The sequence below is a fragment of the Bacillus sp. ISL-35 genome (assembly GCF_018613355.1).
Lineage (GTDB): Bacteria > Bacillota > Bacilli > Bacillales > Cytobacillaceae > Mesobacillus.
This window is the reverse complement of the sequence record NZ_JAGGQK010000001.1, coordinates 23,525-35,832: the sequence shown is the minus strand read 5'-3', so window position 1 is coordinate 35,832 and position 12,308 is coordinate 23,525. Positions and strand designations below refer to the sequence as shown.

The 12,308-nt window shown below is 42.6% G+C and carries 11 protein-coding genes, 1 pseudogene and 1 other annotated feature (1 of these 13 cut by a window edge); of the genes and pseudogenes, 1 reads left to right on the top strand and 11 read right to left on the bottom strand.

Annotated elements, in window-relative coordinates; translation table 11 throughout:
- Nucleotides 1-28: a binding site (T-box leader), on the bottom strand (it extends 184 nt beyond the left edge of the window).
- 65 nt (nucleotides 29-93) lie between these two features.
- The 9 genes from J7E38_RS00150 to cymR form a co-directional block, all read right to left on the bottom strand.
- Nucleotides 94-1,173 carry an AI-2E family transporter gene (locus tag J7E38_RS00150; RefSeq protein ID WP_215038102.1) on the bottom strand — a complete coding sequence of 360 codons (1,080 nt, stop codon included), beginning with the start codon at nucleotides 1,171-1,173 and terminating at the stop codon, nucleotides 94-96.
- A 238-nt stretch (nucleotides 1,174-1,411) separates the two neighbouring features.
- Nucleotides 1,412-1,546, bottom strand: a complete 135-nt coding sequence (locus J7E38_RS00145) for a YrzQ family protein (RefSeq protein WP_144476107.1) — start codon at nucleotides 1,544-1,546, stop codon at nucleotides 1,412-1,414.
- A 23-nt stretch (nucleotides 1,547-1,569) separates the two neighbouring features.
- The gene (locus tag J7E38_RS00140; protein ID WP_144476106.1) at nucleotides 1,570-1,761 is read right to left on the bottom strand and encodes a hypothetical protein; all 192 of its coding nucleotides are present in this window, start codon (nucleotides 1,759-1,761) and stop codon (nucleotides 1,570-1,572) included.
- Nucleotides 1,762-1,770: 9 nt separating this feature from the next.
- Complete coding sequence (locus J7E38_RS00135; RefSeq protein WP_214704631.1) at nucleotides 1,771-2,247, bottom strand: PRC-barrel domain-containing protein; 477 nt, start codon at nucleotides 2,245-2,247, stop codon at nucleotides 1,771-1,773.
- Nucleotides 2,248-2,373: 126 nt separating this feature from the next.
- The gene (gene recD2 / locus J7E38_RS00130; protein WP_214704632.1) at nucleotides 2,374-4,812 is read right to left on the bottom strand and encodes an SF1B family DNA helicase RecD2; all 2,439 of its coding nucleotides are present in this window, start codon (nucleotides 4,810-4,812) and stop codon (nucleotides 2,374-2,376) included.
- A 33-nt stretch (nucleotides 4,813-4,845) separates the two neighbouring features.
- Complete coding sequence (locus J7E38_RS00125; RefSeq protein ID WP_214704633.1) at nucleotides 4,846-5,505, bottom strand: tetratricopeptide repeat protein; 660 nt, start codon at nucleotides 5,503-5,505, stop codon at nucleotides 4,846-4,848.
- A gap of 397 nt (nucleotides 5,506-5,902) precedes the next feature.
- On the bottom strand, nucleotides 5,903-7,018 hold the full coding sequence (gene mnmA / locus J7E38_RS00120) for a tRNA 2-thiouridine(34) synthase MnmA (RefSeq protein WP_214704634.1): 1,116 nt from the start codon (nucleotides 7,016-7,018) through the stop codon (nucleotides 5,903-5,905).
- 39 nt (nucleotides 7,019-7,057) lie between these two features.
- Nucleotides 7,058-8,212, bottom strand: a complete 1,155-nt coding sequence (locus J7E38_RS00115) for a cysteine desulfurase family protein (protein ID WP_215038042.1) — start codon at nucleotides 8,210-8,212, stop codon at nucleotides 7,058-7,060.
- Nucleotides 8,213-8,267: 55 nt separating this feature from the next.
- Nucleotides 8,268-8,690 carry a cysteine metabolism transcriptional regulator CymR gene (cymR, locus tag J7E38_RS00110; RefSeq protein ID WP_214704635.1) on the bottom strand — a complete coding sequence of 141 codons (423 nt, stop codon included), beginning with the start codon at nucleotides 8,688-8,690 and terminating at the stop codon, nucleotides 8,268-8,270.
- A 218-nt stretch (nucleotides 8,691-8,908) separates the two neighbouring features.
- Between cymR and J7E38_RS00105 the strand changes: the two are divergent.
- A pseudogene (locus J7E38_RS00105) lies at nucleotides 8,909-9,691 on the top strand (AAA family ATPase); the annotation flags it as partial.
- A 131-nt stretch (nucleotides 9,692-9,822) separates the two neighbouring features.
- Here the strand turns inward: J7E38_RS00105 and J7E38_RS00100 are convergent.
- Together J7E38_RS00100 and J7E38_RS00095 are read right to left on the bottom strand one after the other, a co-directional pair.
- A complete protein-coding gene (locus J7E38_RS00100) occupies nucleotides 9,823-10,557 on the bottom strand; it encodes a hypothetical protein (RefSeq protein WP_214704637.1) in 735 nt (244 codons plus the stop codon).
- Nucleotides 10,550-12,307: a hypothetical protein gene (locus J7E38_RS00095; protein WP_214704638.1), complete on the bottom strand. Its 1,758-nt coding sequence runs from the start codon at nucleotides 12,305-12,307 to the stop codon at nucleotides 10,550-10,552. The genes J7E38_RS00100 and J7E38_RS00095 overlap by 8 nt, the downstream gene beginning before the upstream one ends.
- Nucleotide 12,308: the final 1 nt, after the last annotated feature.

Here is a 12,308-nt window from a genome sequence, read left to right as displayed (position 1 = left end):
AACATACTCGTTCCTTCTACATTTTTCGAATTATTAATCTATAGCCGAATTATATATAGCTGTATTGCGTTTGTCAAACGACTCGGCAAAATTTTATGTCGGACGTGCTTTTTTTCTTTCAAGAATGATATGGTCTTTGGCGTGGATCAGTGCCGCCCTTAAAACAACCAGGACAGGAACGGCCAAAATCAGCCCCAGGATGCCGCCTACTTCTTCACCTGCCAGCAGCGCGAACATGATCATCAAAGGATGCATATGCAGGCTTTTGCCGACAATCAGCGGGGACAGGATGTTGCCTTCAAGAAATTGCAGCGAAAAGACGATCACAAGTGACAGCAGCACCATTTTCACGGACATTGTCGCAGCGATGATAACGGCCGGTATAGCCCCAATAATCGGACCAAAATACGGGATCACATTCGTGATACCGACAATGGCTCCTAAAAGGAGCGAATACTTAATACCCGCAAGCCAGAAAAACAATGATGAAAGCACGCCGATGATCAGGCAAATGAGAAGCTGGCCGCGTATATAACTACCGAGCGACTTGTCGACATCATGGAGGAATCTGGCACCCGGCTGCCTCCATTGCCTGGGGGTCATGTACCACGCGGCTTTTTTCATGGCATCGAAGTCCTTCAGCATGTAAAAGGCAATGAACGGAATCACCGCTATCGTCAAAATGGAATTGATGATTTCCATCAAAAAAGACATCGTTCCTGCAAGCACACCGTCAAGCCATTGCTCCATACTGTTGATTCCATCCTCAATTCTTTCGTGTATTCCTGCCGGCCATGTCGAGGTCTGGTCAACCACATTGTTGACCATCTGTTTATATTGTTCGGCGAAATATGGCGCGTTTTCCGTCAGGTCACGCAGCTGGCGGATCAAAGCAGGAATGCCCTTATAAAAGGCAAAACCGGCACCGCCAAAAAATAAAATATAAATGATCAAAATCGATACTCCCCGGTGAAGGCCCCTTTGGTGAAGGGATTCAACAATCGGGTGAAGCAAATATGTAATGAAAGCCGCTACCGAAAAAGGAATCAGCAAGGATATCAGTATTTGCAGCACCGGTACCCATAAGGATTGCAGCTTGATAAAAACAAACAGAACAATAAACAAAAGGAGAAGAAATCCAAGCCGGTAGTACCATTTCATTTGGATATTCACCATTTTCGCCCTCCCTCCTGTTTATTCTTGAAAGAAAGGAGGCGGATTATACCTTTTATTGGGTACCAGGTCGGGATTTTTTAAAATGAAAGTAACGATCGTTTACTTTTTATAGCGACTTTTTCTTTTTTATAGCGACTTTCGCCATATTATAGCGAACTGGAAATTCAACTTAATTTTTTCCATTTTTCACATTAGAAAATCCCCTGCAAATTACTACAGGGGATTGGTTCCATTTTTAAAGAAATGCTTTTGTCATTTTTCTGCCTAGCTTCTTCATTTTCCTGCCAGACATCATATTGTTGTTGGAAGCATAGTTATAGGCTGCCATACCAGCGCCAAATGCGATAACGGAGGTTAACATTTTGTTCATGTGTTTCACCTCTTCGGTTTATTTTACATGCCGTATTGACGTTGATCTTCGTCGAATAAGTCGTCAAGGGAGCTCAATGTTCCATCTTCTTCGACTTGATGGGTATGGATCAGACCTTTATTCAAAGACAGCTCTATGAAGCAATTCCAGCAGTAATATTGGTTGATGCCAATTTTGCCAATATCCTTGCTTCTGCAATTGGGACAACTTAACATAAGGACACCTCATCTCGGTTTAACTGTCACGATGATGGCATCCTTTCCGATTGCAGGCGGACCGGTGGTCTTGACTACACGCTTTCCATTCATGATATCCGAAAAAAAGCCATCCGTTAGTTCGTACCCTACAATCGTGCCCAATTCCTCCATGAAATATACGTCTTCCAACAAACCTAGCTGTTCGCCATCCCTTGATAACAGGATTTTGCCAGCCAGTCCCTCATTATGTTCAAACGTATATTCTGGCTCTGCCTCCAAAGGCTCCAGCGCTGTCTTGTCCTTTACCATTACACCATTCCAGCCAAAGGATTCAACTTGACCTATCTTGACCTGAAACGTCTTCTTGATGAATGCACCCTTTTTTACAAGTAAGCCTACAACGCTTCCATTGCTTGAAATGCTTACATCACAAACTTCGCCCAGTTTTTGACCACTCGTCAATTCGTATACAGGCAGTCCCTTTAAAAGTGAAAATGTCCGCAAAAGTGTGTCCCGCCTTTCCGAACACTCTTAGTTTCCACCGTCTCTGGCAATTCATGTGGTGTAAGGTTTTCCAAAGCCTCTCCTTGCCCGGAAAAATAAATAAGAATCCACAACTGCTGTGGATTCTTAGGCTTCATTCTCTTCCAAAAAATCATAAGGAGTCAGCGTCCCCATTCCGATCATTGGGTCTGCATTCTTGATTAATTCCAGATAGTCGGTTTGCTTACTGTCCTCTTTTTCAGCGGGTAAATGTTCCTTCTTCTCTGTCTCTTTACCGCTTAAATCAGGAAGCATCTCGACAAGCTTTTCAACAAGTGTTGTATTCCGCTCTGTATCTTCTCCGCGTTCAATGCCCATCTTCAGGGCATCCTCTTCGCCAACGAGAATCAAGAATTGCTTGCTCCTTGTAATCGCCGTATAGATCAAATTCCTGCGCAGCATTCTGTAATAACTTTTTACCACCGGAAGGACGACAATCGGAAATTCACTTCCCTGTGATTTATGGACGGAACAGCAGTATGCGTGTGTAATTTGCGAGAGGTCCGGGCGATTATAGGTGACCTCAATTCCGTCAAATGACACAATTAGCTGGTCCTGTTTTTCCGTATTTTCCTTCGCGTAAAAAATGGCGACGACCTCACCCATATCCCCGTTGAACACATTCGCTTCCGGCTGGTTGACCAGTTGGAGGACCTTGTCGCCGATCCGATATTTTATATCGCCGAAGGCAAGCTCTTTACGAGTTCCGTCTGCATTCGGATTGAATAAGTTCTGCAATAGCTCGTTTAGCCGGTCAATCCCCGCAGGACCCCGGTACATTGGGGCAAGAACCTGGATATTCCTTGGTGAATACCCTTTCTTCTTGGCATTTGCCACAACCTTTTCAACTACTTGGGGAATCTGGTTTGTTGTACACCTTATAAAAGATCGGTCAGGCTGTTGGGCAGAAATGTCTTCAGGCAGATGCCCTTTTTTGATTTGGTGGGCCAGTTCAATGATGGATGAGCCTTCTGCCTGCCTGTAAATATCGGTCAACCTCACTGTCGGGACCCTGCCGGAATCAAGCAGATCCTTCAATACCTGGCCTGGGCCTACGGAAGGAAGCTGGTCTTCATCTCCCACAATGATGACCTGGATATTGTCAGGCAGGGATTTGAACAATTGATGGGCCAGCCAGATATCGACCATTGAAGTCTCATCAATAATCAGGATTTTCCCTTCAAGCGGCTGATCCTCATTATGTTCAAAGCCTTCAGCCCCATTCCAGCGGAGCAGCCGGTGAATGGTCACAGCAGGCAGACCAGTGGACTCGGTCATTCGTTTTGCGGCCCTCCCGGTAGGAGCTGCCAGCAAAAACGGGTATGGTTCTTCCTTTTTATAATCTTTGGGATCTAAGGAACAGCCATGGAGTTCTCCGTATAATTCCACGATTCCTTTGATGACGGTCGTTTTCCCTGTACCAGGTCCGCCTGTAAGGAGCATCATTGGCGACATCAGCGCTGTCTGGATGGCTTCTTTTTGGCTAGGGGCATATTGGACATCAAGTCGCTCCTCAAGATTCCCGAGCGCCAGGAGGAATTCTGATTCAGGAAATTGATCTTCATACTCGGTCTGCTCAAGGATTCTTTTGATATTCGCTACAAGTCCCTTTTCAGAATAATAAAGCGACGGCAAATAAATCCTCTGCTCTTCGGCAATCAGCTTTCCTTCTTCACCGAGCTTGATGATTTCCCTTGAGATATCCGTAAATTCAATCTGGAAATTTTGACTGTCTTCAAGCAGTTTTTTCACATCCACAAGCAGTGATTCTGCCTCCATGAAGACATGTCCGCCCTGTATGCTTGAAGCCTCCAGGGTATAAAGGCAGGCAGCCTTGATCCGGTCAGGATGGTTCCCCGTCAGTCCAAGCTGGCTTCCAAGTTCATCCGCCCTGCCAAAACCAATGCCCTCAATGTCTTCCACGAGCTTATAGGGATTATTTTGGATCACTTCAATAGCCTGTTCCTTATATACCTGATATATTTTCATCGACAGCTGCGGGCCGAAACCATATTCATTCAAAGCAACCATGACCTGCTCAAGGCCCTGATGCTCCATCAAAGTATCATACAAGTCCTTCGCCTTTTCGGGTGCCAGTTTCGGAATCTGGTCAAGAACAGAGGAATTCTCGATGATTCTCGTGATGGCTTTCTCACCAAGAGTCTCAACGATTTTTTCAGCTGTTTTCTTTCCGATTCCTTTAAAAAGATCACTGGATAGATAACTGATGATTCCCTGTTTTGACTGGGGCAGGTCTTTCCTGAAATGCGTTGCATGGAATTGGGCGCCAAACTTGGGGTGTTCTTTTACTTCACCAAAGAAAATATATGTCTCCTGCTCATGAATCCTGGGGAAGTACCCGGTTATGACTGCCTCTTTGTCGTCATATTGTTCATTCGTTTCCTCGACCCTGATTCTCAGTACGGTGTACAGGTTTTGTTCATTATGAAAAATGGTGACTAAATGCTTCCCTTTCATGAACTTCCCCTGCTCTGAAAACAAATCAAGCGAGTCCTGCTTATCCAAAGTCCCTTCCCCCTTTCTGCTGATTCACTATATTTAATGGTTATCTTGTCCCTCGATCAATTTCTTTCCGTGGCCGGCCAGCAGGTGGTCAGGCTGGACTTCCAATGCTCGATTGAACAATTCAAGCGCTTTGTCGCCATCTTCTTTGAAACCATAAGCCACGCCAAGATTATAAAGCGCATCGGCATGTTCAGGATCAAACATGACTGCCTTTTCCAGCGCAATTATGGCTTCATCAATGAAGTTTTCCCTCGCAAGGCAGAGCCCGTATTGGAAATGTGCTTCAGCATCATCCTCAAGAAGTTCGGTGCTGCGCTGCAGGTATGGCAATGCCAGCTTGCTGTTTTCCATATTCGCAAGGCTCATCCCAAGCATGAAAAAATTATCCCCGGTTTCGAGACCCTTCTTCAGGGCAAGTTCAAACATATTTTTCGCCTGAGCAAAATTTTGCTGGTCATAATAAACGTTACCCTTGCTGTAATAGGCAGCAGGGGCATTTTCATCAAGATTGATTGCCTTATCGTAAAAATTCATTGCTCTTTCGGTATCGCCTACTGCTGTAAGGACGTTCCCGAAATTTATGTATGCAACAGGATCCTTCGGCTGTTCCTCGATCGCTTCAGCGAAAGCCTTGGCAGCCTCATCCCATTTTCCTTCTCTCATTAATTCAATACCATTCTGGTTTTTATCCATTTTAAACACTCCATTCTCCATGCAAGTATACCATAATCATGTACCTCAAACTCATAACAAAAAGCGCAAGCGCCTCGTTCAGCCCCGACAAGCGCTGGAGGGCCGACCGGTGAAGTCGTTCTTTGACTTCATTGGGCGGACCGAAATAGAAATGTATAGCCGACTGCCCAGAAACGCAGAAACTGGAGACTCCGACAAAGAAGCGCTTTTTGCTTCTGCCGGCGGAGTTGAAGTTTCGGAGTTTCTAGGAGGCGACACTAGACAAGCGACTCGAGGGGCTAGGTGCTGGAGCTGGATTAAGAAAACTACATGTATTTATCCACAATTATATCATGTATAATTTCCTATAAAATAAAATAATCCCCGGCGAAGCAGGCCCGCCGGGGATCAGTCAGAATTAACCGACATATGTCAATTTGCTTCCGTTTTTAAAAATCTCATCAATCGTTCCGCCGCCAAGACACTCATCTCCATCATAGAAAACTACAGCTTGTCCAGGAGTGACAGCGCGGATTGGTTCTTTGAAGATCACTTTTGCGGTCCCGTCGTCCTGAAGCTCAACCGTTACAGCATTATCAGGCTGGCGGTAGCGGAATTTTGCAGTGCACTCAAAGGTCTTTGGCTTCGGCTTGTCGGATACGAAGCTGATATTCACAGCCGTAATGCTGTCCGAATAGAGCAGATCATTATGGAATCCTTGTTCAACTAGCAATACATTGCGCTCAAGGTCCTTTCCTACAACGAACCATGGTTCGCCTGCACCGCCAATCCCAAGTCCCTGTCTCTGGCCGATCGTATAATACATCAGACCGTCATGCTTGCCTTTTACTTCACCACTCATGGTCTCCATATTACCCGGCTGGGCTGGAAGGTAATTCCCAAGGAACTCCTTGAAATTCCTTTCGCCAATGAAGCAAATGCCTGTGCTGTCTTTTTTCGTTGCAGTGGCCAGATTTGCTTCCTTTGCCAGTTCCCTCACCCGTGATTTTTCCATATCGCCGATCGGGAACAGTACTTTTTCCAACTGACTCTGATTCAGCTGATTCAAGAAGTACGTCTGGTCCTTATTTTCGTCGAGTCCGCGAAGCATTTTTCGCTCTCCGTCCCGGTCTTCCACCCGGGCATAATGGCCTGTCGCAAGATAATCCGCTCCAAGATTGATCGCGTGCTCAAGGAATGCTTTGAATTTGATTTCCTTATTGCACATGACATCAGGGTTTGGCGTCCTGCCTGCTTTATATTCATCCAGGAAATAAGTGAACACTTTATCCCAGTATTGTTTCTCAAAATTGACTGCATAATATGGAATGCCGATCTGGTTGCACACGCGGATGACGTCTTCATAATCCTCCGTGGCTGTGCAGACTCCGTTTTCATCGGTGTCGTCCCAGTTCTTCATGAAGATGCCGATCACGTCATAGCCCTGTTCCTTAAGGACCAGCGCAGCGACAGACGAGTCGACTCCCCCTGACATTCCTACCACCACTCTAGTATCCTTCGGTGATTTTTCCATTATGCTTCACCTCACTCTTCCTTTAAAACTAGTGTTCCCTTAAGCCCGGTTGTTTTTCATGAGCCTCTGGACAATTTTAGCTGTATCTGCAGCTGCTTTGTCAATCTGTTCTAATGTATTGTTTAATCCGAAACTGAAACGGATTGAGTTTGTCAGCTTTTCAGACTTTTTTCCGTACATCGCAACAAGCACATGTGACGGGTCAATGGAACCTGCTGTGCATGCTGAACCACTTGATGCCGCGATTCCAGCCAGGTCGAGATTGACAAGCATGGCTTCGACATTTGTCCCAGGAAAGCTTAAGTTTAAAATATGAGGCAGTGAATTATCAAGCAATCCGTTCAGCTGGAAAGAGATTCCGCTATCTTCAAGTGTGACGATGAACCGGTTCTGTAAATCCCGATAGAAACCGCGCTTGCTCTCTAGCTCTTGTTGGGATAGCTGAACCGCTTTCCGGAATCCGGCGATGGCTGCGACATTCTCAGTACCTGCGCGTCGTTTCCTCTCCTGTTCACCGCCGAAAAGCTGGCGCGCCAGTTTAATTCCATCACGGATATAAAGAAAACCGATTCCTTTTGGTCCGTTAATTTTATGGGCCGAAACAGAAAGCAAATCCACGTTCAATTCTTCAACACTGAATTTTTCGATCCCATAAGCCTGGACTGCATCACTGTGGAAAACGGCTTGATGTCCGTCAAGACGTTTCCTTATTTCTGCGATTGGCTGAATGGTTCCCACTTCATTGTTTCCGTACATGATGGTCACAAGAATCGTATCATCCCGCAATGCGTCTTCAAAAGATTTCATGGAAACGAGGCCATTTTCATCAACAGGAAGATACGTGACTTCAAAGCCCCTCTTTTCCAGTTCTTCACAGCTATGCAGGACAGCATGGTGTTCAACCTGTGTTGTGATGATATGCTGTCCTTTTGAGCGGTTTTGTTCGGCATAGCCAATAATAGCAAGGTTATCCGCTTCTGTACCGCCGCTTGTGAAAATGATATTATTCCCTTTTGTCCCGATGCTCTTTGCTAGTTCATCACGAGTATCATCCAGGATTTTTCTGGCTTCCCGCCCGAAATGGTGGATGCTTGAAGGATTCCCAAACTCCGATTCCATTACTTTTACCATTTCAGCCAGGACTTCTGGATGCATCGGTGTTGTGGCCGCATGGTCCAAATAGATTCTATCCAAAGTATTACCCTCTCTTCAGAAGATTTTAGTTTAATAAGCTTCATTCAAACAGCTTTTATATATAAAACATATAAGCATCTGACTCGCCAAAATGATCGGTGTGGTTGGCGAGGTCTTCAATCGTGGTATTGTCCAGCACATCTTTTACTGCATCCCTGATCCGTGTCCACAGTTCGCGCTTTGCAGGTTCTTCATCCTCGATGCCTTCGACAATACTGATTGGGCCTTCGAGGACCCTGATGATATCGCCTGCGGAGATCTGCGAAGGCTCAGAACCAAGAATATATCCTCCATACGCTCCTCGGATGCTTTTTACCAATCCGGCATTCCTGAGGGGAGCCACCAGCTGTTCTAAATAGTGTTCTGATAAATCATTCGTTTGCGCGATCGACTTCAATGAAGTTGGCCCTTCGCCATATTTTTTGGCAAGCTCAATCATGATGGTCAGTCCATAGCGCCCTTTCGTGGAAATTTTCATACTGCACCTCTATTCCATAATTCTTTAAATTGGGTTGATTTTTATATGATATATTCATAATGCCCCATATGGCATTCTCACACTATAAATTTTAACAAAATCCTTAGTCAATAGGTAGGCTTTTGACATTATAGCATAAATTGCATGTACAATGCGCAAGTCCCCTGTTCGTGTTATTGTATATATACACGAAACTGCGTTTTATTGGAGCGATGAGCATGAACCTTAAACCTCTTGCTTTCAGGATGAGGCCGCGGTCGATCGAGGAAGTGATTGGCCAGTCCCATCTGGTAGCTGAAGGAAAAATCATAAACAGAATGGTCAAGTCGAGACAATTATCGTCAATGATTCTATATGGACCGCCTGGCATCGGGAAAACTTCGATTGCAAGTGCGATCGCCGGAAGCACGAATTTTGCTTTCAGGACACTGAATGCCGTCACGAATAATAAAAAGGATATGGAAGTAGTGGCTGCAGAAGCGAAGATGTCAGGCAAAGTCATCCTGCTGCTTGATGAGGTTCACAGGCTTGATAAAGCAAAACAGGATTTCCTGCTTCCCTATCTGGAAAACGGGATGATCGTCCTGATTGGCGCCACAACGAGCAATCCGTACCACGCGATCAATCCTGCCATCAGGTCAAGATGCCAGATTTTCGAATTGAAGCCGCTTGAACCGGAGGATATAAAAACGGCTTTGCGAAGGGCTATTGCCGATGAAGAAAGAGGCCTTGGCAACTTAAAGATTGAGCTGACAGAAGAAGCTCTCACCCATTTTGCCACAGCCTCTGGCGGAGATGTGAGAAGCTCCTTGAATGCCCTGGAGCTTGCTGTCCTATCCACTGAACCTGATGAAGACGGGGTCATCCATATCAATGAGAGCGCAGCAGAAGAATGCATGCAGAAAAAGAGTCTCTCCCACGATAAAGATGGTGATGCCCACTATGATGTCCTGTCAGGTTTCCAGAAATCTATCCGGGGCAGCGATGTGAATGCGGTTATCTTAAAATGAATATTGTTAAAAATACTCAAAATGCTGAGGATAAAGGAATATCTTATTTTTTAACAGTAGATACTGATAAAAATTCAAATAAAAAAGGCTCTCATGAGCCAGTAATTCTTAGCAAATATAAATTAAAAGGAAAAATCGTCAAATGCACTTTGTTGCTTTTTCTCTTGAAGGTTAATTATATTTGAATTAGCTGCCTGTTCTGAACCTGATTTTCCTCTCAACCAATTATCAAAAAACTCTGGTTTTATGTCTCCTAGGCTATATTTCAGGAGAGAAACAACCATTGGGCTTCTTTCCTCACCTACATCAAGAATATTTTCGATTTTTGAGCGTTTTTTGGTACTTGCTAAGGTGACATCAAATAAAGCTTCTTCTAACCGTTCGACCTCAATTTGTTTTTGATTTAACAAATTCTCCACTTCAGCTAATCGCTCTTTAAGTTCTTTATTTTGCTTCCCTAATTTTTCCGTCTGCCCTTCGTAGTATTTGCCTGTACTTTCATTTAGTTTTAGTTTCTTAATAATAGCTTTAGTTAATATGCCATCTCCTGATTGTAAAAGAGCCTCAGTATTGTAGAAACCTCTCTTTTGATTTTTTTCACTCTCTTTACTAGCTTTCAATGTATCATTCCAATGGTCAATTAAATCCCTACCCATTTGCCCCTTACTTCTCCAAAAGCTCGAAGCATACTCACCCTCTAGCTCGCTTTTAATACTTTCCGCAAAAGTAAAAACAGCATACGGTCGAATTTCGTGAATGTTGGAGAACTCCTTTAGATATCTTTTTATGATTTCTTCAACTTCATTTTTATTTCTTTCTGAAGAAGGTCTGCCCCTTTTCTTTTTTTTATTATTCATTGTTTAACACTCCAGATTCAGTTAGATTTTTTATTGCAACGTCATACCTACTCATTTCACTACTTATATAACGATTTATTTTATTTATTTCATGCCGATGAATGATATTATCTTCTTTGTAATCATAAGAATTAAAATATTCTTTAAGTGCAACAGTGTGTAGGTTAAATAAGGAGTCTAAAAATCCTTTTACCTTATCTCTAGAATCATTTAATTCTTTTGCTATAAGCTCTTTCTTTTCTGTAAATTCATCATTACTTATTTTCCAATAAGGGCAAAAAATATGAGTTTCACTTACTATCGATGAACATCTTTTTAGTTTATCTATACAATAACCAACATTAAGAGGGTCCTTAAATTCTTTTCTCTCAATAACATCAATCTTTTCAGCAATAAATGAATTAGGAATTCTCGTTGAGGAGTTTGTTTTACTTTTTATACTAAATTTATCTTTAAGATAATCACCAATCTTGATTAATTCAAAATCATAGTACAAATCGTCATGGGCTTGATAGGGATTTTGCGCATTTAAGCTTGTGTGACCTGCTAAACGCGCCATTTCCACGCTATGGTATCCCTGTCGCAACAAGTTCATCATCGCAAAATGCCTTGTATCTCCAGGTCTAACCCTGCGAAAAACTGTTTTTTTCTTATCATCGGAAGATAGGTTCCGAGTCTGATAATACTTGTTAACAAAATCGTTAACGAAAAATCCTTTTTCATTTTGAACAATATGATAGTAGAAGCTTTCCAGTAGAACAGCTAGATTCGTTGAACTAAAGACCCTTGGGTTAACTTTTAATGCTGATGTAAAATGCTCTGGATGTGATGAGTAAGCAGGGTAAGAAATTAGTGTGTTAGTTTGACCATATTTATCACTAACATTTACATATTCAGTAATTTTTTTAGCTAAATGTTCAGGAATAAAGATTTGGTCAATTATCTGTACTCTTGCCTTGTTTTTTTTCTGCTTTTTTCTCGGTAACTGTAGATAATCCTTTCCTTTAATAATGCTTAATGCTTTACGTGGAATATGACAAAACTCACTTGGGCGAATAGGAATAACGCAAGTAATATTCCACCATAAATATAATGGAAAATATCTTAAATAATTTTCACTACCAACTTCTAGTTTTGGAACATAATCCATCAATGTCGTATGAAAAATTTTCAAATCCTCAAAACTTGGTATATTACGGTTGTTCATCTGTGAACTAACCTTTCGTTTAACTTTCTTTAATGTATTAAAATAATCGGGGATGACAGCTTCTGGGTAAAAGTTAAAAAAGTTTAATACTGAGGCACAAAGACTGGATTGAGATTTATCTCTATTTTCGAACTCAGTTTCAAGTTTGACTTTAAAATCTTCTAAGTAATCAATATCCACTCCGTTGGTCCACTCGAAAAATGTTTTTAATTTTCTAACACTCGACTGTATAGTTGTTGAAAATACATTTTGTTCAATAAGAGAAATAACCCAACATTTAACAGCCAATATTAAATCAAATGGTAGGTTCCAATTGGTTGATTCTTCCCTTAGTTTGCGAAAATCTATCTCAACATGAGTTTCAAGAAGTTCATTCTTTAATATCCAGTTATCCTTGTCTATGGACCCATCAACAAGAATTTGAGACTCTAAAAGAATATTATTATAATAATCTTTATCAAAATCTAAGTTGTATTCATAATCATTCCAAGTTGAAATTTCCTCCCCAATATCCCCAATGTTTAATAAAGCAGTGTTGTACATA

Coding starts and splice junctions, on each gene's coding strand:
- J7E38_RS00145 (WP_144476107.1), bottom strand. CDS start 1,546: ATGAACAAAATGTTAACCTCCGTTATCGCATTTGGCGCTGGTATGGCA.
- J7E38_RS00140 (WP_144476106.1), bottom strand. CDS start 1,761: ATGTTAAGTTGTCCCAATTGCAGAAGCAAGGATATTGGCAAAATTGGC.
- J7E38_RS00125 (WP_214704633.1), bottom strand. CDS start 5,505: ATGGATAAAAACCAGAATGGTATTGAATTAATGAGAGAAGGAAAATGG.
- mnmA (WP_214704634.1), bottom strand. CDS start 7,018: ATGGAAAAATCACCGAAGGATACTAGAGTGGTGGTAGGAATGTCAGGG.
- cymR (WP_214704635.1), bottom strand. CDS start 8,690: ATGAAAATTTCCACGAAAGGGCGCTATGGACTGACCATCATGATTGAG.
- J7E38_RS00100 (WP_214704637.1), bottom strand. CDS start 10,557: ATGAATAATAAAAAAAAGAAAAGGGGCAGACCTTCTTCAGAAAGAAAT.
- J7E38_RS00095 (WP_214704638.1), bottom strand. CDS start 12,307: ATGTACAACACTGCTTTATTAAACATTGGGGATATTGGGGAGGAAATT.